The following is a 21,279-nucleotide window of genomic DNA, read 5'->3' on the forward strand; positions in this document are numbered from 1 at the left end:
ACGGGGACGTCCGGACCACCAGGAGCGTCACGCCCGGTGCTGCGGGCTGTGGCTGCGCAGGACGCGACGGTCGACCTCGGCCGACCACCGTGCGGGCCGCAGTGCGGCGTGGTGGAGGGCCGGGTGTGCGGCGAGCCAGGCGGCGCGGAGCACCATCAGCCCGAGCACGAGCCAGCCGACCATCTCGATGGCGGGCACGTGGATCACGCGCTCTTGTTCACGGCGCCGTTGACGCCGCGGGGGAAGAACCCGCCCTTGGTGACCGACTTCGGGTTCAGGTAGACCACGTTGAGCACCTGGCCCGGCGTACGGCTGTAGGCGATGCCGTTCTTGTCGGTCGGGACCAGGTTGGCCTTGCCGGCGGCGGAGCCGATGCCCTGGTCCTTGGTGCCCTTGCCGTCGAGGCTGTCGCGGGCCTTCGAGATGGCCTTCGCGGCGTCCTGCAGGCCCTTGGAGTACAGGGCGCTGCGCACGATGCCGGCGTGGTAGGCCTCGACGGCCAGGATGCCGGCGGCCGCCTCCAGGTAGGTCTTGTTGGTGATCAGCGGGGCCGCGCCCTTGTAGGCCGTGACACCCACGTCCTCGAAGACGAACGCCGCGAGGAGGAAGTTGTCCTCGTTGGCGTAGGGGTCGAAGGTCTGGCCCGGCTGGATCAGACCGGCCGCGGTGGCCGCGGCGGTGAAGCTCTCCTGGATGTTGATGGCCGGACGGGCCACCTTCGCGCCACCGAGCGCCTTGCGCAGGAACGCGACGTGGTCGAGCTCGTCCGTGGCGATCTCCTCGGCGTACTTGCGGATCGCCGGGGTGGCGAAGGAGACCTGGCGGCCGCCCTTCACACCGCCCTTCTTGCCCTTGCCCGAGGTGAGCTTGTCGTCGAGGCCCTTGCCGAAGGCGGCGTACTGGTAGAACTCCGCCTCCAGGTACTCGAGGTTGAGGGCGAAGTTGAGGACCGCGCCGTCGCTGACGCCGCTCGCCGCCATCGCGGGGGCGGTGGCGCCGAGCGCTCCGGCGCCGACGACGCCGAGGCCGGCGACGCCCGCGGACTTGAGGAAGAGACGACGGTCGGTCTCGTTCTCCGCGCTCCGGTTGATCATGTCTGTGACTACTGCCTTGCCGAACATGCGTACTCCGTTCAGGGGTGCTCGCTGTGCGTTCAAGGTCGTCGAGGCCTCCGACGGCCCACCGGGACTGAGGCCCGGTTGATGTGTGACAGGGGTCATTCGGGGCGGTCGTGGTCACGGATTGGTCACGGCGGCGACGGATCGTGCGAGGGGTGCTCGGAAGCGCCTCGTGGGCACCCCGGAACGCCACGCACCCTGCCCGGGGACCGGGCAGGGTGCGTGGCGTGGACGGCTGCTGGAGCCGCCGGTCAGGAGATGGTGACCGGCTGGCCGCCCGAGACCAGGCTCCAGTCGGCCGAGGCGAACTGCGCCGGGTCGATGGTGCCGTGCTCGGTGACCCAGTCGATGATGAGCTGGCGGATCTCGTTCTGCTGGTTGTAGACCACCGGGGCCGTGCTGACGTGCGGGAACCCGCCACCGCCGGACTGGCGGTAGTTGTTGACCGCCATCGCGAACTCCTGGTCCGCCGCCACCGGCACGCCGTCGTAGGCGAGGCCGACGATCCGTGACCCGACCGGCTGGGCGATGTCGATCTGGTAGGTCAGCGGCGCGTCGAGGCCGGCGACGGAGTCGAAGTTGTAGTCGGGCGTGCCGTTCGGCGCGGTCGGCGTGACCGCACGGGTGACCTGCTCGACGGTGAACGGGCCTGTGCCGGAGACCTGCTGGAAGTAGCGAGCGGAGAACTCGAGGTAGTCCTTGACCTGGGCGCCCGTGATCCGCACGCCGAGCAGCGTGTTGTCGTAGATGTACAGCCCGGCGACGTCGCGCACGGTGACCTGCCCGGACGGGAACGACGCGGCCCGGTTGAACGGCGCGGCGATGGAGAGCACCGGCAGCGCGGCGTCGGCGGCGCCCAGCCCGGCCTTCACGGCGTCGGCCTGGACGTACTGCACGAAGTCGATGATCGGGACGTCCTCGACCACCGCGCGGTCGGCGGACAGCGCGGTCGTGGAGGTGCCGATGGGGGAGTTGACGTAGTCGACGACCGTCTCGTGCTGCGCGCGGACCGCGGCGAGCACGCGCGGGTCGCCGTCGACGGTGTTGGAGTTGAGCGTCTGCCCGTGCGTCGCGACGACCTTCCACCGGCCGCGGTGCAGCTCGAGGTCGAGGTCCATCACCGCGACGCGCATGCCCCAGTAGAGCGGCTCGCACAGCAGCACCTGCTGGCCGGTGCGGGTGTTGGTGACGTAGCGCTCCGGGATCTCCTTGTGGGCGTGGCCGACCAGGATGGCGTCGACCCCGGGGACCTGCTCGGCGACGAGCGACGCGGCGTTCTCGGGGTACGGCAGCGCGTCGCCGTAGGACGAGGAGGTGTCGGCGCCGCTGTGGGCGCTGACCACGACGACGTCGCAGCCACGGCGCTTGAGCTCGGGGACGAACTTCCTCGCCTGCTCGACCAGGCCGGGGAACTCCATGCGGCCCTCGACGTTGGCCTTGTCCCACAGCGCGATGCCGGGGTTGGTCAGGCCGAGCACGCCGACGGTGAGGGTCGGGCCGCTCTTCACGCGGAACCGCTTGATGACGTAGGGCGGGAAGACCGGGCGCTGGGTGGCCGGGTCGACCGCGTTGGCGCCGAGCAGCGGGAAGTCGAGCTGGGACTCGAAGGTGCGCAGGGTGTCGATGCCGTAGTTGAACTCGTGGTTGCCCAGCGCCGCCGCGTCGTAGCCGACGAGGTTCATCGCGGTCGCCATCGGGTGCCTCGCACCGCCGGTGATCGGGTCGATGCGGGCGTAGTAGTAGGCCAGCGGGGTGCCCTGGAGGGTGTCGCCGGCGTCGAGGGTCAGGACCGGCTGGTGGCGCAGCTCCTGGCGGGCGGCCTTGATCAGCGTGGCGGCCTTGGCGAGCCCGATGTCGTCGTGGGCGGTGTTGTCGAAGTCGGCGTTCTTGAAGTAGTCCCAGTTCAGGACGTTGCCGTGCAGGTCGGTGGTGCCGAGGACCGTGAGCCGGGTCGTCGGGCGGTGGTGGCCGTGCCGGCCGCGGTGCGCCTGGGCGGGCGCGGGTGCGGCGACGAAGCCGGCCGCGGCGAGGGCCGCGGCCCCGGTGACGACGGTGCGGCGGGCGGGGATGGTCTGGGTGGGGGTGGGCATGCGTGATCGCTTTCCGAGAGTGTTCCGAGAGGTCCGAGATCGCCCGCGAGGGACGCTCCATCTACCTACACCGAGGGGGTCGGGGTCAACCTCTCCTCGGACTCGTAGAGCCGGAACAGCCAGTACGCCGCGACGGCGCACAGCAGGTGCCACGCGGCGTGGCCCTGCAGCAGCGAGCGGGGGTCGCACCAGCCGGCGTTGCTGAGCAGCCAGATGGTGAACGCGACGAGCATCGCGGCCAGCGCGACCACGCCGTGGCGGAAGACCGTCTTGGTCCGGCCGCGCCGCCAGATCATCGTCTCGAGGACGACCGCCGCGAGCAGCAGCACGCCGAAGGCGAGGTTGCCGGAGTAGTGGACGACCGGGACCGGGTCGGGCCACAGCCCGACGACCTCGCAGGCGAGCACGCACGCGGCGTACGCGGTGAGGAACGCACGCGTGCCGCGCGCCGTCCAGCGGACCCACGCCCAGGCCGCGGCGAAGCCCGCGACGAGGTACATGCTGAGCATGTCGAGGTGGCCGCCCCACGCGCTCTGGGTGGCGTGCATGGCCGCCGAGGCGGGACCGAGCAGCACCACCACGCAGGCGTACGCCGTCGCGACGGTCGTCGACATCACCGCGTCGGGCCCGGCGACGGCGCGCCGCGCGACGGCCAGGCCCGCCACCACGAAGCCGGCGTTGGACAGGGTGTTGGCGGGCTGCCGGACCCAGCCCGGGCGCGGCGCCTCGCAGAAGCCGGCGCCGCGCCCGACGTCGGGGCCGAGCCAGCCCTGTGCCGCCGCCACGAGCAGCAGCCCGACCGAGGCGACGGCGACGGCGCCGGTGACGACGAGCGGGCGGGGCATGCCCCGATCGTAGGGACGACCCCGGATCAGCGCCGGTGCGCGCGACCCGCCCGCACGTCGACCCACACCAGCCGGTGGTCGCTGGCCGGGAACGGGAAGGTGCCGACGAGCCGGAACAGCGGGTCGGTCGACTCCGGCCAGAACACGCCGGCGCCGGTGATCCTGGTCGTGCGGTCGGGCAGCACGTAGTCGGCGCGGATGTTGCCCGGCGGCTCGGAGAAGTCGGCCGTGTCGAACCGCGGGTCGCCGAGGTGGGTGAGGTTGACGCCGCCGTCGCGCTGCGCCGCCTCCACCGCGCCGCGGCTGGTCGGCGTCACCCGGGTGTTGACCGCCGGGTTGTCGAGCAGCTGCTGGGCCGAGCCGGCCACCGAGTCGCCGTCGAGCGGGTCGGAGTTCTGGTCGCCGGCGATCACGAACCGGCTGCCGCGATCCAGGCCGCCACGCTCGCCCTCGTCGTCGTAGAGGTAGTCGGCCCGGTCGCGCACGTAGTCGGCCCACAGCCGGATCTCGTCGTGGTTGCGCTGGCCGTTGCGGTCCTCCGGTCCGTCGAAGACCGGCGGCGTCGGGTGCGACACCAGGAAGTTGACCGTCTCGCGGCCGATGCGGATCGGCACGTCCCAGTGCGACTTCGACGACAGCCGGACCGCGTCGAGCTCGTCGGGGGAGTACCAGTCGGCCGGCGCGGGAGTGGCCGGGTCGTCCGGCAGCTTCGCGCCCGGCATGTCCTTCCAGAGGAAGTCCTGGAAGGTGCGCACGGCGTCGGTGTCGATCGGGAACTTCGAGTAGACGACCATGCCGTACTGCCCCGGGAACGCGCCGAAGCCGAGGGCGTCGTTGCCGCCGCCGACGGAGCCGTCGTTGTCGAGGTCGAGCCCGCTCGGCACGCCGGTGTTGACCGGGGCGACGTAGGAGTAGGGGTAGTCGACCGCGGGGGCGCCGTTGTGGGGCACCTCGAGGTAGTTCTCGCGGAACAGGTCGGCCGCTGCCCCGCCCTCGACGTAGTCGAACTCGTTGACCAGCAGCACGTCGGGGTCGGTGCGCTGGATGGTCTCCGCGACCGCGGCGGCCTGCGCGTCGTCAGGGGTGGACAGGTCGCGGACCAGGTCGCCGGCCGCCGCGCGGTTGAGCGAGGCGTTGAAGGTCGCGAACCGGACCTCGGCGGGCCTGCCGTGCCCGTGCCCGTTCCCGTGGCCGTGGCCGTGGCCGTGGTGGTGCCCGCGTCCGTCGTCGCGGTCGCCGGCGACGGCCGGGGCGGTGAGGACGGGGGCGGTCAGGCCGGCGAGCGCGAGCGTCGCGACGGCGGCCAGGGTGCGTCGGGATGTCATCGGGTGAGCCTTCCGGAGGGGGTGCGCGCAGCCTAGGACGACCAGGAGTCGGCCACGGCGGCACCGATGTCGGGGTTGTCGGTGAAGAAGTCGTCCATGCCGGCGGCGAGGAACGTGCGGATCTCGCCGGCCAGGTCCCCGGCCGCGGCCGGGTCGGCGGAGGAGCGGAACTCCAGCGGGAGGAAGGAGTTCTCCCGCCGGAACGTCCAGCCGGTCACGGTGAGCCCGGCGCGGTGGGCGTGGGCGATCGCGTCGGTGGGGGCGGCGAGGCTGCCGTCGGCGTTGCGCGGGATCATCCGGTCCTTGCACAGCCCGACGCTGTCGGCGTAGCGCGCGATGCGGCGCATGCCGGAGCGGGTGACCAGGTCGTCGTAGGTCACGCCCGTGCCGGCCTTCACCTGGTCGTAGGGCGCTCCCGTGCAGTCGACGAGCTGGACCAGGTCGAACCGGGTCATCCGGTCGAGGCGGCGGAGGTTGGAGACCTCGAAGCTCTGGATCACGACGGGCGTGCGCCCGGGGCGTACGCCGTTGCGCGCGAACGTGTCGAGCAGGGCCTGCTCGGCCGGCAGCCCGGCGTCGGCGAGGTAGGTGCTGTGCTTGATCTCGGGGATGACGCCCATCGGCTCGCCGTCGCAGGTCTCGGTGCGGCGGGCGAACGCGAGCACCTCGTCGAGGGTCGGGACCTGGTAGAGCCCGTCGAAGGAGCGGCTCTCCGGGCGCAGCTGGGGGAGCCGCTCGACGGCGCGCAGCGTCTTGAGCTCGGCGAGCGTGAAGTCCTCCACGAACCAGCCGGTCACCGCCCGGCCGTCGACCTGCTTGGTGGTGCGGCGGGCGGCGAACTCCGGTCGGGTCGCGACGTCGGTGGTGCCGCCGATCTCGGGCTCGTGGCGGTCGACGAGCACGCCGTCGCGGGTCATCACCAGGTCGGGCTCGACGTAGTCGGCGCACTGGCGGGCGGCGAGCTCGTAGGCGGCGATGGTGTGCTCGGGGCGGTAGCCGGAGGCGCCGCGGTGCGCGAACACGGTCGGGCCGCCGGTGCGGACCCGCTCGCGCCGCAGGCCCACGTGGACGATCTCGATGTCGTCGGGCTCGCCGTCGACGCGCGCGTCGTCGCCGGGGTAGTTGTTGTCGTTGGCGAGGACGAACGAGCCGTCGCGCAGCTGCACCACGGTCTCGTCGGAGACGAACGGGAACGCGAAGGGGTCGCCCGTGCCGTAGCCGTCGCCGGCGCCGATGCCGTCGGGGTTGGCGAGGTCGAGCAGGTCGAGGACCGGCTCGGCGACCAGGTGCCCGCCGGGCTCGGTGCGGTCGAGGTCGACCTCGACGACCCGCTTGGTCACCGCCTGCGCGCCGCCGAAGTTGTCGCGCTCGAGGACCAGCATCCGGTCGCGGCCGGTCATGAACGCGTCGCCGACGAGGTTGGCTGCCTCGACCGTGCGGTAGACCCACGTGCGGCCGGTGTAGCGCAGGGTCCGGGTGTCGAGCTGGTGGATGCGGCGCACCCGCTGGTCGGTCTCGGCGGTCAGGGCACCCTCGAGGACCGGGTAGGCGTAGCGCGAGCCGTCGTAGGCCATCGCCTCGAAGCCCTTGCTGGCCGGCAGCGTCGGTTGGGCGCCGCCGAGGAACGGGTCCTGCGGGGAGCGGACGCCGGGGAGCGGGATCGGCGCGTCGAGCAGCACGCCGTCGGCGTCGAAGTGCAGGACGAACGGGCCGAACTCGTCGCCGACGAGGAGGCTGCCGTCGCGCAGCCGGACGACCGACTCGATGTCGAGGTCGGCGCCGGTGAGCAGCCGCTCGTCGGTGGTCTCGTGGACGATGGGGAAGCCGGCGAGGCCGTCGGGGTCGCGGAAGGAGACGAACTCGGGCAGGTCGACGGTGCCGTCGCCGCCCTCGCCCTCGAAGCTCGGCTCGAGGAGGTACATCCGCAGCAGGAAGTCGGCGGAGTTGGTCTTCGCGCCGAACCCGTTGTCGGGCATCGCCCAGAACGTGCCGTCGCCGTTGTCGAGCATCGCGGAGAAGCCCGGCACGACCTGGCCGGCGAAGGGGCCGGTACGCCCGTTGGCGGGCGTGGCCTGCGCGCCGGACGGCGGGCCGGGGGCGAGGAAGTCGGCGTCGAGGGTGGCCCGGCCGAGCAGCGTCGGGACGTCGACGGTGCGCGACCCGTGGTGCCCGCGGTCGCGGTCAGGTTCGTGGTCGCTGTCGGCGTGGGCGGGGGTGACGGTGAGCGTGGTGAGGACGAGCGCGGTGAGGGCGGAGAGGGCGGAGAGCGCCGGGCGGTGCAGGGGCATGACGAGTCCTTCGCGGTGCCGAGGTGGCGAACGGATCGGGGCAGGGGCCGACCACGGGCCGGGGGTGGGGTCCGGCCCGTGGTCGACGGGGTGGTCAGGTGCGGGTCAGCGGGCGCCTCAGCGGCGCGTCACCTGGACCACCGTGGGCCGCGGACCGGCGAACTGGCCGGGAAGTGCCGTGCCGCCCGCGGGGACGAAGTCGGGGAAGCGGGACTGGGGCGCGTCCCACGTGCCGTCCTCGCCCGGGTGCTGGACGGCGACGAAGACGGAGCCGTCACGGTCGTGGATGACCGGCCCGCAGGTCTCGGCTCCCGACGGCACCGCGAGGAACTGCTGGACGCGGCCGCGCTCGGGGCCCTCGACCGGGACCTTGAACAGGCCGTCGCTGAGCCTGATCGCGCTGGGCTGCCCGTCGGTGGAGATCCACAGGTTGCCGACGCTGTCGAAGGCGACGTTGTCGGGGCAGGAGATCGGCGAGACCGGGCCGGTCCAGCCGCCGAAGTAGGTGCCGGCGGAGGCGGCGTCGCCGCAGATCAGGAACAGGTTCCAGGCGAAGGTGTCGCTGGTGTGGTCGCCGGAGGTCGGAGTGATCTCGACGACGTGGCCGTCCTTGTTGGCCGCGCGCGGGTTGGGCTCCGTCGGGCCCTCCTTGCCGACCTTGCCGCGGTCGGTGTTGTTGGTGCACGCGACGTAGATGCGCCCGTTGACCAGGCTCGGCTGGACGTCCTCGGGGCGGTCCATCTTGGTCGGCATGACCGCGTCGGCCGCGAGCCGGGTGTAGACCAGCACCTCCTCGAGCGTGAAGCCGGGCACCATCGACTGGCCGTCGCGGGTCAGCGGGATCCACTCGCCGGTGCCGTCGCTGACGCCGTCCTCGAGGCCGTCGCCGGTGAACCGGGCGACGGAGAGGTCGCCGTCGGCGAGCGGGGAGCGGCTGCCGTGGCGCTTCCAGCTCCCGCCGCGCCCGCGCAGCCGGTCGCGGGAGACGAAGCGGTAGAGGTAGTCGAAGCGCTCGTCGTCGCCCATGTAGGCCACGACGTGGCCGTCGCGGTTGACGACGACGTTCGCTCCCTCGTGCTTGAAGCGGCCCATCGCGGTGTGCTTCACCGGCGTCGAGCGCGGGTCGGTCGGGTCGATCTCGACGATCCACCCGAAGCGGTTCGGCTCGTTGCGGTAGCCCTCGGCGGTGGCGTCCCAGCGCGGGTCGACCGAGCGCCAGTTGCGGGCGTCCTGGGTCGACGACAGGCCGTAGCGCGCCTCGCGCGGGTCGGTGCCGGTGGCCTTGAAGTACTGGTTGAAGTTCTCCTCGCCGGACAGCACCGTGCCCCACGGGGTGGTGCCGCCCGAGCAGTTGTTCATCGTGCCCCGCACCCGCGTGCCGGTGGGGTCCTCGGCGGTCTTCAGCAGGTCAGACCCCGCGGCGGGGCCGTCGACGGAGAAGACGGTGTCGAGGGTGATCCGGCGGTTGAGCCGGGCCCCGGGGACGTACTGCCAGGTGTCGCCGCGACGGCGTCGGCGCAGCTCGACGACGGACATGCCGTGCGCGGCCCACACGGTCCGGATGACCGTCTCGGGGTCGGTCCCGGGCGGGAACATGATGGCCTCGTTGGTGTACTCGTGGTTGCACACGAGCAGCGCGCGGGTGCCGGCGCGGTTGGTCTCGATGATGTCGAGGTAGTCGTTGTTGTAGCCGAACTGTCCGGCCTGCGCCTCGGGGTCCTGCGCCGCCGGGTCGAAGGCGGGAGCGCCGGGCAGCACCGGGTCGCCCCAGCGGATGATCGGGTCCCACTCGTAGCCGACGGGGACCGTGACGTCGTCGACGGTGGTGGCGACGGGGGCGATGGCGGTGAACGCCAGCCTGTCGCGCGACGGGTGCCCGTGGCCGCCGTGCCCGCCGTGGCCGGGCCGGAGGTCGGAGGTCGGTCGGGCCGCCGCGGGCGCGCCCGCCGCGACGCCGATCGCGGCGGCGGTCAGCGAGGCACCGACGACGGTCCGCCGGCGCAGGGCCTGCGCGGCGACGTCGCGGAAGTAGGTCGTGTCGGTCGTGTTCGGGGCCGCGACCGAGCAGGCGTCGCCGCACCGGAGGTGACAGGTCACCGGGCTGCGGTTGCCGTGGGTCAGGCCCGCCATCGGGAGGAGCGGGCGCGAGGTGGTGTCCGTCATTGAGGTGTCTCCGATGCCGAGTGAGGTGCGGGGTGTGCTGCCGATCCACCCTGTTCTCCGAGGGCCACGCCCGGGCGGACGTCAGGTGCACATCAGGTGAACTGCCGGACGCCGCTCGGAGTCGTGTGGTGGGAGGGTCCGTAGGGTGATCGGCATGGTCATCGTGGAGGAGCTGTTCCTGCTGCTGCGGCGCGACGACGGCAAGGCCGAGAGCTCGATGTCGCAGAACGGCTACGGCCTCGCGGCCGCCGTCGTGACCGACCTGGTCCTGGCCGAGCGGATCACGCTCAGCGACGACAAGGACCCGCGGATGAGCGTGGTGTCGTCCGCGCCCACGGGCCACCCCGCCCTCGACGCGGCCCTGTCCCGGATGGTGGAGAAGGACGGCAGGAAGCTGTCGTCCCTCGTCACCGACGGCAAGCTGGCCGTCGAGGCGCACGTCGCCGCCGCGCTGTCGGCCGCCGGGGTGATCCGGGTGGAGGAGAAGCGCGCCCTCGGGCTGGTGCCCGCGCGCTACCCCGTCCTGGACCCCGAGCCCGAGCGCCGGGTGCGCGAGCGGCTGCGCACGGTGCTCGCCGGCGGCACGCCGCAGCCTGCCGACGCCACGCTGCTGGCGGTGCTCCAGGGCCTCGACCTGGCCGGCAAGGTGCTCGCCGAGGAGAAGGGCGTCCTCGGGAAGCGCGAGCTCAAGAGCCGGATCGAGGAGGTGTCGACCGACGTACGCGCCGGCGCCGCCGTCGCCAAGGCCGTCCAGGCGATGAACGTCGCCGTCATGACCGCAGTCCTCGTGCCCGTGATCGTCTCGGGCAGCTGATCGAGAAGGAGAGTCCGTTGATCTTCATCACCGCCAAGTTCCCCGTCCGGCCCGAGCACGCCGACGACTGGCCCGAGCTCTCGCGGGCCTTCACCGAGGCCTGCAACGCCGAGGAGGGCTGCCTGTGGTTCGAGTGGTCGCGCAGCGTCACCGACCCGAACACCTACGTCCTCGTGGAGGCGTTCCGCGACGGCGACGCCGGCGCCGCCCACGTGCAGTCCGACCACTTCAAGGCCGCGCAGCGCGACCTCCCGCAGTACCTCACCCGCACGCCCGACATCGTCAGCACCGAGGTCGACCAGACCGGCTGGAACGAGCTCGGCGAGATGCGGGTCGGCTGACCGACGCCGCGGACCGGGCGGTCAGGCCGACGCCGGCCGCCCGGTCAGCACCCGCACGGCCAGGTCGGTCGTGAAGTCGTTGTCGAGGAAGCCCACGACCCGCGTCACCCGGTCGAGGTCGAGCGGCAGCAGCCCCCGCGAGCCCGGCACGTCGGGGGTGAGCCCGAGGTCGAGGTCGTGGCGCCCCGACATCATCTCGACGTTGAAGTCGTAGCGCTCCCGCGCGCCGTCGGCGCGCAGCCGCTTGACGACGCTCGCGCCGACCCGCCGGCCCCCGGTCTCGGCCGCCCAGTCGTCGAGGGCGGCGAGGAGGTTGCGCCCCTCCTCGTGGTCGACGTCGGCCCAGGCCGCGTCCATCGAGCCCGCCACGTCGAGCAGGATCGCGGCCGTCTTCTCGCCGATGCCCTGCACGCCCGGCAGGTTGTCGCTGGCGTCGCCGCGCAGCGCGGCGAACGCGAGGTAGTTGGCCGGTCGGACGCCGTACAGGTCGAACAGCCGCGCCGGGTTGAGCAGCGGCGAGCCGTGGATGCCGCCGTCGATGAGCCGCAGCACCCGGGTGTGGGGGCTGATGTGGGCGAAGGCGTCGCGGTCGGAGGTGATGATCACGCAGTCCCAGCCGTGGCGCTCGGCCCACGTCGCGCCCGACGCGTTGACGTCGTCGGCCTCGAGACCGGGCGGTGTCAGGGTGGCGAGGCCGAGCGCGTCGAGCAGCGCGCCCGCCCGGTCGAGCTGGTCGACCAGCTCGGGGTCCTTCTCCGCCCGGCCCGCCTTGTAGTCGGGGTAGGCGTCGCGGCGCAGCGACCCGGTGCGGTCGTCGAGCCCGAAGAGCACCGCGTCCGGGGCGAAGGTGTCGATCGACTCCAGGATCTGGCGCAGCATCCCGTGCAGCGCCCAGATCGGCCGGCCCTGCCGGTCGCGCAGCCCGGTCTGCGCCCGCGCGTGGTGGTTGCGGTGCAGCAGCGACGGTGCGTCCACGACGAGCAGCAGCCGGCGCGGGCGATGGTCGGGGGAGGTGACGGTCATGGTGATCGGCGCCAGCCTAGACGTCGAGGCGGTCCGCGATCCGGCGGGCGCACTCCTCTGCGCTGGCGGTGCTGCTGTCCACAACGAGGTCGTAGTCGACGTCCCGGTGCACGACGGTCGCCTGCAAGGCCGCCATCCCGGCCGGCCGGTCCCCGCGCGCGAGCTCCCGCGCCGTGGCCGCCTCGGGAGAGCAGTGCACCCCGACCCACAGGACGTGCAGGCCGTAGAGCTGTGACCGGGTCCGCTCCTGCGAGGCGGCGCCGTCGAGGAACACGTCGTCGATGATCACCCCTGCCCCCGCACGCGCCATGGCCGCGACGCCCGCCGACCATGCGGTCTCCAGCTCACGCCAGGACTCGCCGAGGACCACCTCGCCGCTCGGACCGTAGGAGACCAGCGAGGCCGGCGCGACCTCGATGAGCCGGTCCACGCCCATCAGGAGCCACGGGCGGGGGAGCAGGTCCTGCAGGCAGCGCCCGATGCTCGTCTTGCCCGCGCTCGACCCGCCGTTCAGCACCACCACGTCGACCGTCACGCCCGCCAGTCTCGCCGGGCTGGGGACGTCAGGGGAATCGGCGGTCCGGGCAGCCGGATCCCATGACGTCCGGGTCGCGGTGCACCGCTCGACCCGCCGTGGAACCCCCGTTCACGTGGCAGCATCCGGGCATGCCGCCCCACACGTCGCACGTCCCCCTGCCGGAGCCACGGGCGGCGGGACCGCTCGGTCCCGACGAGTTCCACCGCTGGTACGGCGGGTGGGACCCGCTCGACCCGCGCACGATCGCGGACTTCATGGACGGCTTCGACAGGCCGTGGTGGATCATCGGCGGCTGGAGCATCGAGGTGTTCACCGGCGTCCACCGCGACCACGAGGACATGGACATCTCGATCCTCTCCAGCGACTCCGAGGCATTCCGGACGTTCCTCGGCGATCGGTGGACACCGTGGAACGTCGACGAGGGCTGGTTCCGCCCCTTTGACCACCGGTTCACGGACGTACGTCCCGACAGTCAGGTCTGGGTGCGGCGCGACGCCCGGTCGCCCTGGGTGCTCGACGTGCCCTTCACGCCGGACACCGACGGGCGGTGGACCAACAAGCGGCACGGTGCACACACCGAGGACCTCGACGACGTGACGTGGGTCGCTCCGGACGGCCTGCGCTACGCGCGGCCGGAGGTCACGCTGATGTTCAAGGCAGCCCAGGCCCGCGCGAAGGACCGGGTCGACGCGGAGGTCGCGCTCCCGCGGCTGGACGCGACGGCGCGGGAGTGGCTGTCCGACACCGTGGCGCGGATCGACGCGCAGCACCCGTGGGTCCTCAGCTGACCACTGCCTGTTCGACAACGTCACGAGATCTGGCGGTCCGGGCAGCCGGATCCCATGACGTCCCGGGTTCCGGTCAGGCGCCGAGGCCCTCGAGGTAGCCCGCGAACCCGTGCGGCGCCCGGGCGGTGCGGCGACCCGAGGTGGTGACGGCGATCGCCCCGGTCGCCACCCAGTCGAGCCCGGCCCGCCGGACTGCCTCGACGAGCGCGACGTCCTCGTGGGCCGCGAGCGGCGGGAACCCGCCGACGTGCTCGTAGGCGCGCAGCGAGAAGCCGAGGTTGGCGCCGTGGACGTGCGGGTGCCCGTCGGCGGCGTCGTGGGCCGCGTGCCAGGTGGACAGCAGGTCGGCCGGGAGGTCGCCCGGACGCGGCTGGACGGTGCCGACGACCAGGTCGCGCCCGAGGGCCGCCATCTCGACCTGTGTCGCGAGCCAGTGCGGCGGGACGACGCTGTCGGCGTCGGTGCCGGCCACCCAGAGCGGGCCGTCGGTGGTCGCCGACGCCCAGCGCGCGGCGGCCTCGACGCCGAGGGCGCGCGCCGCACCGACGTTGCCCGCGAGGCTCGGCAGGCCGACCACGTCGGGACGCGCGGCGACGATGCCGGCGGTGCCGTCGCGGCAGACGTCGAGGACCACGAACGTGCGGGTGGCCACGTCCGGGTGGGTGGCGCACAGCACGGCGCGGGCCTCCTCGACCGCGTCGAGGCAGGCAGGCAGCAGCGCCTCCTCGTCGCGGGCCGGGACGACGATCGCGACGGCGGCGGGTGCGGTCACGTCGGCCGCCCCAGGACGTGGAGCAGGAAGTCGGGCTCCTGGTGCTCGACGAGGACCGGCGCCCCGCTCGCGAGGAACGCGTCGTGCACGGCGGGACCGGCGAGGGGCCAGCCCACCGGCTGGTGGCGCCAGTGGCACAGCAGCAGGTGGCCGTCCGCGGTCAGCGAGCCGAGCGCGAGGTCGACGACCTCCGCGAGCCCGCGCGGGCTGAGGAAGTAGCCCACCTCGGAGATGCAGACCAGGTCACGGTGCCCGTCGGGCCACTGCGACGGCACCCGCGCGCGTCGCACGTCGAGGTGGGCGACGTCGGCCGTACGCCTCCGGGCGAGCGCGACCGCGGACTCGCTGGCGTCGACCGCCAGCAGGCGGTCGCAGCGCGCCGCCAGGTCGACGGCCAGCGCGCCGACCGAGCACCCGACCTCCAGCGCGTCGGCGTAGCGCTCGCGCGGCAGGCTGGCCAGCGTCACCGCGCGCTTGCGGCGCTCGTAGGGCGAGTCGACCTGCCACGGATCGGGGTCGTCGCGGTGCACCCGGTCGAGCGCGTCGTCGTCGACGGGGGGCACCCGGAGGAACACCTCGGCAGGTCGCGCGAAGTGGGCGAGCAGGTCCGGGCCGAGCATCACCTCGTCGCCCGGCGCGGGGGACAGCGGCGCCACCTGGCTGGCGTGCCGGGACACCGCGGTCCGCTTGGCGTCGAGGTCGGCGGGTCCGAGCGCGACCCGGGACGTCCCGGGCGGGAACGTGGCCGGGTCGCCCCAGTGCCACGCCCAGACGGGGTACTCCAGCAGCAGGGCGTCCGTGCGGGACGCGGCCACGGCGGCCGCGCGACCGACCGCCTCGTGGTCAGGGTGGCCGTCGCCGCGCCACGGCGCGCACAGCACCACGTCCGAGCCGGCGGTGCCGATGACGTCGACCAGCGCGGCCACGACCTCCTCCTCGTGGGCCGCGACGTCGCCGTCGGGGAGGCCCAGGCAGCGGACGTCGGCACCCGGGGCCAGCGCCGTGGTCGCCGCGCGGAGCTCGTCGCGGCGGACGGAGGCGAGCACCCCGGGAGGGTGGGTCGGGGAGCGCGGGTGCGACCCCTCGCCCGCGGTCGCGGAGACCACGTGCACCTGCCGTCCGGCACGGGCGGCGGCGTGGACCGTCCCGCCGGCGCCGAGGGTCTCGTCGTCCGGGTGGGCACCGGCCACCACCACCCGGCGGCGGGCGGCGGGCAGGGCCAGCTCCGGGAGCGCGGCGACCGCGGCGTCCCAGTCGGTGGCGGGGGTGCCGGCGCGGTCGTGGCGGAAGTCGGGCGCGCTCACCACCCGCGCGCCCCGTGCCGGAGCAGCTCCTGCCCGAGGGCGGCCTGGTCGCGCTCGGCGTGCCACTGGCGCAGGTAGAGCCCCAGGTCGGCGACCCGTCGTGCGTGGTCGTCGTCGGTCGCCAACGGACCCGGGCCGAGGGCGTGCGCGGCGCGGGTGAGCACGTCCTCGGCGGCGAGGGCGACGACCTCGCGCGTCCGCAGCGCCGCGCGCCACCCGTCGGCGCCGGCGAGCAGACCGGCGTCGACGTCGTGCGCCGCCCGCGCCAGGACGGTCGCCGCGGCGTGCAGGCCGGCGTCGACCGCGCCGAGGTGGACCAGCGCGACCTGGTCCGGCGGTCGCGAGCCGGCGGCCCGGAGCATCCGCCGGGCGAGACCGACGGCGCCCCCGAACCACACGGCCGCGACGCCGATGCCGCCCCAGGCGAACCCGGGTCGCTCGAGGTACCACCCCGGCGCGCCCACGGCGTACGCCGTCGCGCCGGAGAAGTCGATCGGCCCCGAGTCGACGTCGGCCAGGCCACGGGCGACCCAGGTGCCGGGGACCGCGGAGGCGCCCGGCTGGGTCAGGTCGACGGCGAAGAGCCGGCGCTCGTCGCCGACCCACGCGCTGACGAGGGCACGGTCGAGGACCCCGCCGAGCGAGCACCAGTGCTTGCGCCCGTGGAGGAGGTGCGCGTCGCCGTCCGGCTCCGCGCGCAACGGCTCGCCCGGCCCCTCGGCGGCGAAGACGCCCCAGGCACCGGGCCCGGCGTCGCGTCCTGCCTGCTCGAGGATCGCCAGCGCGTCGAGGTGCGGCTCGAGGGTGCGGGCCACGGTGAGGTCGACCGCCGCGACGCTGGCCAGCGCGGACCACAGGTGCGCGGTCCGGCCGGAGCCGGGCGTCGGCAGCTGCGTCCCGACGGTCCGGGCGAGGTCGAGCGCGGCGGGCACGTCGGCCGACGCCTCGCGGGCACGGTCGAGGAGGTCCTCGAGCTCCTCGCGCTCGTCGTCGGTCGGCGCGCCGAGCAGGACGGCGGGGTCGGGCACAGGGGCTCCTCGGGGTCGCGGCGACGGGTCGCGCCGCTCCTCGTCGACGCTAGGCCGCCCTCTCCGCGACGGTCACCTCCGTGGGGGCGGGGCGGCGTGCGGTCGTCGCCGTCAGCCGCCGGCGCGCGGGAGCTGGATGTCGTACTGGGCGAGCTTGCGGTAGACCGTGGCGCGGCTCATCCCGAGCTCGGTGGCGGCCTCCTGGACCGACGTCCCGGGGCGGGTGAGGACGCGGACGATCTCGTCGCGCTCGAAGGCCTCGATCCGGCTCAGCCGGCGCGACGACCCCGACAGCACCTCCGCGGAGAGGTGGCGCACGTCGATGGTGTCGCTGCGGGTCGCGGCCCGGGTCACCTCGTCGGTCAGCTGGCGCACGTTGCCGGGCCACCCGCACGCCCGCAGCGCGGTCTGCGCCGCCGCGGTCAGCGTGACCTCGCGTCCGCGCACCCGCTGTGCGACGTGGTGGGCCAGCGGCACCACGTCGTCGGTGCGCTCGCGCAGCGGCGGGACGGTCACGACGGTCTCGACCAGTCCGGCGAGCGCCGGCGGCAGCGAGTCGAACCCGGTGGCGGTGACGCAGAACGGCACCCGCCCGGGTCCGGAGCCGGGTCGGCCGGAGGCCTGCACCCGGGCCCGCACGACGAGGTCGCGGACGTGCTCGGCCACCCACGTGGGCAGCAGGTCGACGTCGCGCAGCAGGACGCCCGTGTCGGGCTTGCCGAGCTCGGGGGTCCACAGGCCGATCCACGCCTCGCTGTCCTGCGGCGCCGGGGGAGAGGCGGCGAGGATCCGCTCGCGCGGGAAGGCGCGGCGCATGGCCTGGCCGAGCAGCGTCGCCCGCCCGGTCCCGTCCTCGCCGACGGCCGCCACCACGCGGCCGTCCCGGATCGCGGCGTCCGCCTGTGCCAGCGCCTCCTGCCAGGCGCCGCCGAGGTGGTCGAGCGTGCCCGACCCGGGCTCGAGCCGCGGCGCCTCGACCCGGAAGACCTCTCCGCGCTGCGGCGGCCGCGGCCGGTGACCGCTCGACCGGGCCAGCATGAGGGCGGACGTGGTGCTGGCGGCGGACTGGGCCAGGGCCAGGAGCAGGTCGCTCGACTGGTCGGACCACGTGGTGAGGTTGACCGCCCCCTCGAGCCTGCCGGTGAGCGGGTCGAGGACCGGGACGGCGGCGCAGGTGTAGCCGCACAGGCTGAGCGAGTAGTGCTCCTCGGCGCGGACCACCGTGGGGACGCGGTCGGCGATGGCGAGGCCGAGGCCGTTGGTGCCGACGGTGCGCTCGGCGTAGGCGAAGCCGGGGGCGAGGTGCACGGCGTCGAGGGCGCGCAGCAGCGCGGTGTCGCCGCTGGTCCGGTTGAGCACCAGGCCGTCGGCGTCGGTGAGCATCAGGGAGACCGGCTCGCCGACCAGCGTCGCGTGCAGGTCGGCCAGGACCTGGCGGCCGCACTCGAAGAACAGCGACTCCTGGTCGACGGTGCCGGTGAAGAGCGGGACCACGCCCTCCAGCGAGACGCCGTAGTCCTCGCTGCGCTGCCACGACGCCACCAGCCGCTCGGACACGTGCCCGTGCAGCGGCTCCAGGGCGGTCGGGGCGAGCGACCCCCGCAGCGCGCGGTGGCGCAAGGCGCGCTCCGGAAGGGCTCCGTCGGCCACGGGAACCACCCCCTTCGCGATGTGACCGACGTTACATCGCGCGCGCGGGAGGGGCATCCGACCTCCGTCTCATATTGAGACGTCCGACCCGGTCCCTCCGTCCACGGTCGCGCCTAGCGTCGGGTGCACCAGCACGTGACCGGCGTCACTCCCGGTCCTGCACCCGACACGGAGGACCCATGTACACCAAGGACGGCGAGAGCTACTTCATCGTCGACGCCCACATCGCGTTGTGGGACGCCCGCCCGGAGAACATCAAGAACGTGCACGGCCAGCAGTTCATCGACTGCTTCTACGACTACCACCGCAACCTGTCGCCGGAGTCGGAGGTGTGGCCCAAGGAGTCCTACCTCTACCAGGGCGGCGAGCGGCTGATGAAGGACCTCTTCGAGGACGGCTACGTCGACCACGCGGTCTTCCAGCCGGCCCACCTCGGCGAGTTCTACCACTCCGGCTTCGGACAGACCGCCGAGGCGTCGGCGCTCGCCGCGGCCCACCCGGACAAGCTCACCTACAACCACCACTGGGACCCCCGCAACGGCGAGGCCGGCCTCGAGCAGCTCCGCGCCGACGCCGAGCGGTTCGGCCTCAAGGGCGTCAAGCTCTACACCGCGGAGTGGCACGGCGACTCGCGAGGCTGGCGCCTCGACGACCCGTGGTCCTACCGCTACCTCGAGGCCTGCCGCGAGCTCGGCATCACCAACATCCACATCCACAAGGGCCCGACGATCCGCCCGCTCGACCGCGACGCCTTCGACGTCGCGGACGTCGACCACGTCGCCACCGACTTCACCGACCTCACCTTCGTGGTCGAGCACTGCGGGCTGCCGCGGCTCGAGGACTTCTGCTGGATCGCCACCCAGGAGCCCAACGTGCACGCCGGGCTCGCCGTCGCGATGCCGTTCATCCACACCCGCCCGCGCTACTTCGCGCAGATCCTCGGCGAGCTCCTGTACTGGATCGGCGAGGACCGGATCCAGTTCTCCTCCGACTACGCGCTGTGGACGCCGCGCTGGCTGGTGGAGTCGTTCGTGGACTTCCAGATCCCCGAGGACCTGAGCGAGTACGCCCCGATCTCCACGGCCCAGAAGAAGAAGATCCTCGGGCTCAACGCGGCGGCGATGTACGACGTCGAGGTGCCGGTCGAGCTCCGGCTGCCGGAGGCGGACGAGACCGAGACGGGCCCGCGCCAGCCCGACGCCGCCGACCTCGCGGCGGTGTGACGTGATCGTCCTGCACCTCGACGCGCCGCCGCGGACCCGCGAGGAGCGTCTCGGCGACGTGCGCGAGGCGCTGTCGACGGTCCTCGACCCCGAGCTCGACGAGCCGATCACCGACCTCGGCTTCGTGCGCTCGGTGGCGCTCGGCGAGGGCGGGGAGCTCGAGGTGCACCTGCGCCTGCCCACCTCGTTCTGCTCGCCGAACTTCGCCTACCTGATGGCCTCCGACGCCAAGGACGCGCTGGCCACCCTGCCGTGGACCCGCACGGTGGTCGTCGCCCTGGACGACCACCACGACTCCGACAAGATCAACGCGGGCCTCGCCGCCGACGCCGGCTTCCGCGGCACCTTCGGCAGCGAGGCGGAGCACGACCTCGACGAGCTGCGCGCGACCTTCCGCCGCAAGGCGCACACCGCGGCAGCCGAGCGGTGCCTCACGGCGCTGCTGCGCAGCGAGCCCGAGCGCGACGTGGCGACGGTCGGCGAGGTCGTCCTCGGCGACCTCGCGCCGGGACGCCACCTCGAGGCGCTGCTGCGACGCCGGTGGGACCTCGACCTGCCGCTCGACCCCGACGCGCCGGTGCTGGTGGACCACCTCGGTCGTCGCCCCGACGACGTCTCGATGGCGCTGCGCCGCGCCCGCTCGACGCGCATCTCGATCGACGGCAACGCGCACTTCTGCCGCGGCCTGCTGCGCACCCGCTACCCCGGGTCGGAGCAGGAGCAGCAGCACCGCACCGACGGCGCCGAGCCCGCCGACGCTGCGTACGACCCGACCTTCATCCCCCTCACCTCCCTCACGAAGGAGCACGTGCGATGAGCACCCCCGCGAAGATGCGCGCCGTCCAGGTCGTCGGCTACCACCAGGACCTCGAGATGACCGAGGTCCCCGTCCCCGAGGTCACCGGCCCGTTCGACGTGCTCGTCCGGATCGGCGGCGCCGGCGTGTGCCGCACCGACCTGCACATCCTCGAGGGCCAGTGGGCGGAGAAGTCCCAGGTCGAGCTGCCCTACACGATCGGCCACGAGAACGCGGGGTGGGTCGAGGCCGTCGGCTCCGCGGTCACCCACGTCCGCGAGGGGCAGAAGGTGATCGTCCACCCGCTCATCACCTGCGGCCTGTGCCGGGCGTGCCGCAGCGGCGACGACGTGCACTGCGAGGACAGCCGGTTCCCGGGCATCGACACCGCCGGCGGCTACGCGGAGTACCTCAAGACGTCCGCGCGGAGCGTGGTCCCGATCGACGACGCGCTCGAGCCGGCCGACGTCGCGGCCCTCGCCGACGCCGGCCTCACGGCCTACCACGCCGCGGCCAAGGCGGCGCGCCGGCTCACCCCCCGCGACACGTGCGTCGTCATCGGCGCGGGCGGCCTCGGGCACATCGGCATCCAGGTGATGAAGGCGCTCTCGCCGGCCACGCTGGTCGTGGTCGACCGCAACCCGGACGCGCTCAAGCTCGCCCTGTCGATCGGCGCCGACCACGGCGTGGTCGCCGAGGGCCGGCAGGTCGAGGAGGTCCTCGACCTCACCCACGGCCTCGGCGCGGAGGTGGTGCTCGACTTCGTCGGGGAGGGCGGGTCGACCTCGGAGGGCATCGCGATGACCCGCCGTGCCGGCGACTACCACGTCGTGGGCTACGGCGAGAACGTCGACGTCCCGACGATCGACCTCATCTCCGCGGAGAAGAACGTCATCGGCAACCTCGTCGGGTCCTACAACGACCTGTGCGACCTGATGGCACTCGCGGCTCGCGGCCTGGTCACGCTGCACACCCAGAAGTACGCCCTGGACGACTTCCAGTCCGCCATCTCGGACCTCGACGCCGGCCGGGTCCGCGGCCGCGCGATCCTCACCCCCTGAGCCACGCCGCCCGGGCCACGGCCCCGGTCCACACCCCCGGGACCGGGACCTGTGGCTCGGGCGCGGGGACCTTCGCCCCTGACCGCGAGGGTGCCGCCGCGGGAGCGTGGAG

At 73.7% G+C, this 21,279-nt stretch carries 19 protein-coding genes; 6 read left to right on the forward strand and 13 right to left on the reverse strand.

Annotation, left to right across the window (positions count from 1 at the left end; translation table 11 throughout):
• Nucleotides 1-27: 27 nt before the first annotated feature.
• The 7 genes from LN652_RS21445 to LN652_RS21475 form a co-directional block, all read right to left on the reverse strand.
• A complete protein-coding gene (locus LN652_RS21445; RefSeq protein ID WP_230442602.1) occupies nucleotides 28-207 on the reverse strand; it encodes a hypothetical protein in 180 nt (59 codons plus the stop codon).
• Nucleotides 204-1,094 carry a ferritin-like domain-containing protein gene (locus LN652_RS21450; RefSeq protein ID WP_230442603.1) on the reverse strand — a complete coding sequence of 297 codons (891 nt, stop codon included), beginning with the start codon at nucleotides 1,092-1,094 and terminating at the stop codon, nucleotides 204-206. Before LN652_RS21450 ends, LN652_RS21445 begins: the two co-directional genes overlap by 4 nt.
• Nucleotides 1,095-1,369: 275 nt before the next feature.
• Nucleotides 1,370-3,208 carry a bifunctional metallophosphatase/5'-nucleotidase gene (locus tag LN652_RS21455; RefSeq protein WP_230442604.1) on the reverse strand — a complete coding sequence of 613 codons (1,839 nt, stop codon included), beginning with the start codon at nucleotides 3,206-3,208 and terminating at the stop codon, nucleotides 1,370-1,372.
• Nucleotides 3,209-3,273: 65 nt separating this feature from the next.
• Complete coding sequence (locus LN652_RS21460; RefSeq protein WP_230442605.1) at nucleotides 3,274-4,053, reverse strand: ceramidase domain-containing protein; 780 nt, start codon at nucleotides 4,051-4,053, stop codon at nucleotides 3,274-3,276.
• A 26-nt stretch (nucleotides 4,054-4,079) separates the two neighbouring features.
• Nucleotides 4,080-5,378, reverse strand: coding sequence for an endonuclease/exonuclease/phosphatase family protein (locus LN652_RS21465; protein WP_230442606.1), 1,299 nt, complete (start codon nucleotides 5,376-5,378; stop codon nucleotides 4,080-4,082).
• Nucleotides 5,379-5,410: 32 nt separating this feature from the next.
• A complete protein-coding gene (locus LN652_RS21470) occupies nucleotides 5,411-7,666 on the reverse strand; it encodes an esterase-like activity of phytase family protein (RefSeq protein ID WP_230442607.1) in 2,256 nt (751 codons plus the stop codon).
• A gap of 117 nt (nucleotides 7,667-7,783) precedes the next feature.
• Nucleotides 7,784-9,829 carry a PhoX family protein gene (locus LN652_RS21475; protein WP_230442608.1) on the reverse strand — a complete coding sequence of 682 codons (2,046 nt, stop codon included), beginning with the start codon at nucleotides 9,827-9,829 and terminating at the stop codon, nucleotides 7,784-7,786.
• Nucleotides 9,830-9,983: 154 nt separating this feature from the next.
• On the opposite strand from LN652_RS21475, the gene LN652_RS21480 reads away from it, so the two are divergent.
• A complete protein-coding gene (locus tag LN652_RS21480; RefSeq protein WP_230442609.1) occupies nucleotides 9,984-10,643 on the forward strand; it encodes a GOLPH3/VPS74 family protein in 660 nt (219 codons plus the stop codon).
• Between the two features lie 17 nt (nucleotides 10,644-10,660).
• A complete protein-coding gene (locus LN652_RS21485; RefSeq protein ID WP_230442610.1) occupies nucleotides 10,661-10,984 on the forward strand; it encodes a putative quinol monooxygenase in 324 nt (107 codons plus the stop codon).
• A gap of 21 nt (nucleotides 10,985-11,005) precedes the next feature.
• Here LN652_RS21485 and LN652_RS21490 read toward each other — a convergent pair whose 3' ends face one another.
• Together LN652_RS21490 and LN652_RS21495 are read right to left on the reverse strand one after the other, a co-directional pair.
• Entirely contained in the window at nucleotides 11,006-12,007 is a 1,002-nt protein-coding gene (locus LN652_RS21490; protein ID WP_230442611.1) for a 5'-3' exonuclease, read from the reverse strand.
• A 16-nt stretch (nucleotides 12,008-12,023) separates the two neighbouring features.
• Complete coding sequence (locus LN652_RS21495) at nucleotides 12,024-12,542, reverse strand: chloramphenicol phosphotransferase CPT family protein (protein ID WP_230442612.1); 519 nt, start codon at nucleotides 12,540-12,542, stop codon at nucleotides 12,024-12,026.
• Nucleotides 12,543-12,673: 131 nt separating this feature from the next.
• Here LN652_RS21495 and LN652_RS21500 point away from each other — a divergent pair, with 131 nt between their 5' ends.
• On the forward strand, nucleotides 12,674-13,333 hold the full coding sequence (locus LN652_RS21500; RefSeq protein ID WP_230442613.1) for a nucleotidyltransferase domain-containing protein: 660 nt from the start codon (nucleotides 12,674-12,676) through the stop codon (nucleotides 13,331-13,333).
• A 73-nt stretch (nucleotides 13,334-13,406) separates the two neighbouring features.
• Here the strand turns inward: LN652_RS21500 and LN652_RS21505 are convergent, their stop codons facing one another.
• The 4 genes from LN652_RS21505 to LN652_RS21520 form a co-directional block, all read right to left on the reverse strand.
• Nucleotides 13,407-14,105 (reverse strand): glycosyltransferase, encoded by a 699-nt coding sequence (locus LN652_RS21505; RefSeq protein WP_230442614.1) that lies wholly within the window; start codon nucleotides 14,103-14,105, stop codon nucleotides 13,407-13,409.
• A complete protein-coding gene (locus LN652_RS21510; RefSeq protein WP_230442615.1) occupies nucleotides 14,102-15,409 on the reverse strand; it encodes a bifunctional PIG-L family deacetylase/class I SAM-dependent methyltransferase in 1,308 nt (435 codons plus the stop codon). Before LN652_RS21510 ends, LN652_RS21505 begins: the two co-directional genes overlap by 4 nt.
• On the reverse strand, nucleotides 15,406-16,437 hold the full coding sequence (locus LN652_RS21515; RefSeq protein WP_230442616.1) for an acyl-CoA dehydrogenase family protein: 1,032 nt from the start codon (nucleotides 16,435-16,437) through the stop codon (nucleotides 15,406-15,408). Before LN652_RS21515 ends, LN652_RS21510 begins: the two co-directional genes overlap by 4 nt.
• A 111-nt stretch (nucleotides 16,438-16,548) precedes the next feature.
• Nucleotides 16,549-18,087, reverse strand: a complete 1,539-nt coding sequence (locus tag LN652_RS21520; protein WP_230442617.1) for an AAA-type ATPase lid domain-containing protein — start codon at nucleotides 18,085-18,087, stop codon at nucleotides 16,549-16,551.
• Between the two features lie 179 nt (nucleotides 18,088-18,266).
• Between LN652_RS21520 and LN652_RS21525 the strand changes: the two genes are divergently transcribed.
• From LN652_RS21525 to LN652_RS21535, 3 genes are read left to right on the forward strand one after another with little or no spacing between them, the layout of a single operon-like run.
• The gene (locus tag LN652_RS21525) at nucleotides 18,267-19,310 is read left to right on the forward strand and encodes an amidohydrolase family protein (RefSeq protein WP_230442618.1); all 1,044 of its coding nucleotides are present in this window, start codon (nucleotides 18,267-18,269) and stop codon (nucleotides 19,308-19,310) included.
• Nucleotide 19,311: 1 nt separating this feature from the next.
• On the forward strand, nucleotides 19,312-20,127 hold the full coding sequence (locus tag LN652_RS21530; RefSeq protein WP_230442619.1) for an iron-sulfur cluster assembly protein: 816 nt from the start codon (nucleotides 19,312-19,314) through the stop codon (nucleotides 20,125-20,127).
• The gene (locus LN652_RS21535) at nucleotides 20,124-21,167 is read left to right on the forward strand and encodes an NAD(P)-dependent alcohol dehydrogenase (protein ID WP_230442620.1); all 1,044 of its coding nucleotides are present in this window, start codon (nucleotides 20,124-20,126) and stop codon (nucleotides 21,165-21,167) included. Before LN652_RS21530 ends, LN652_RS21535 begins: the two co-directional genes overlap by 4 nt.
• The last annotated feature ends 112 nt before the right edge of the window (nucleotides 21,168-21,279 follow it).

The sequence above is a fragment of the Nocardioides okcheonensis genome, assembly GCF_020991065.1.
Lineage (GTDB): Bacteria > Actinomycetota > Actinomycetes > Propionibacteriales > Nocardioidaceae > Nocardioides > Nocardioides okcheonensis.

Bases quoted from the DNA above. Each gene is read 5' to 3' on its own strand.
- LN652_RS21455 (WP_230442604.1), bottom strand. From the start codon at position 3,208: ATGCCCACCCCCACCCAGACCATCCCCGCCCGCCGCACCGTCGTCACC.
- LN652_RS21480 (WP_230442609.1), top strand. From the start codon at position 9,984: ATGGTCATCGTGGAGGAGCTGTTCCTGCTGCTGCGGCGCGACGACGGC.
- LN652_RS21490 (WP_230442611.1), bottom strand. From the start codon at position 12,007: ATGACCGTCACCTCCCCCGACCATCGCCCGCGCCGGCTGCTGCTCGTC.
- LN652_RS21535 (WP_230442620.1), top strand. From the start codon at position 20,124: ATGAGCACCCCCGCGAAGATGCGCGCCGTCCAGGTCGTCGGCTACCAC.
- LN652_RS21450 (WP_230442603.1), bottom strand. From the start codon at position 1,094: ATGATCAACCGGAGCGCGGAGAACGAGACCGACCGTCGTCTCTTCCTC.
- LN652_RS21460 (WP_230442605.1), bottom strand. From the start codon at position 4,053: ATGCCCCGCCCGCTCGTCGTCACCGGCGCCGTCGCCGTCGCCTCGGTC.
- LN652_RS21525 (WP_230442618.1), top strand. From the start codon at position 18,267: ATGTACACCAAGGACGGCGAGAGCTACTTCATCGTCGACGCCCACATC.
- LN652_RS21470 (WP_230442607.1), bottom strand. From the start codon at position 7,666: ATGCCCCTGCACCGCCCGGCGCTCTCCGCCCTCTCCGCCCTCACCGCG.
- LN652_RS21500 (WP_230442613.1), top strand. From the start codon at position 12,674: ATGCCGCCCCACACGTCGCACGTCCCCCTGCCGGAGCCACGGGCGGCG.
- LN652_RS21465 (WP_230442606.1), bottom strand. From the start codon at position 5,378: ATGACATCCCGACGCACCCTGGCCGCCGTCGCGACGCTCGCGCTCGCC.
- LN652_RS21475 (WP_230442608.1), bottom strand. From the start codon at position 9,829: ATGACGGACACCACCTCGCGCCCGCTCCTCCCGATGGCGGGCCTGACC.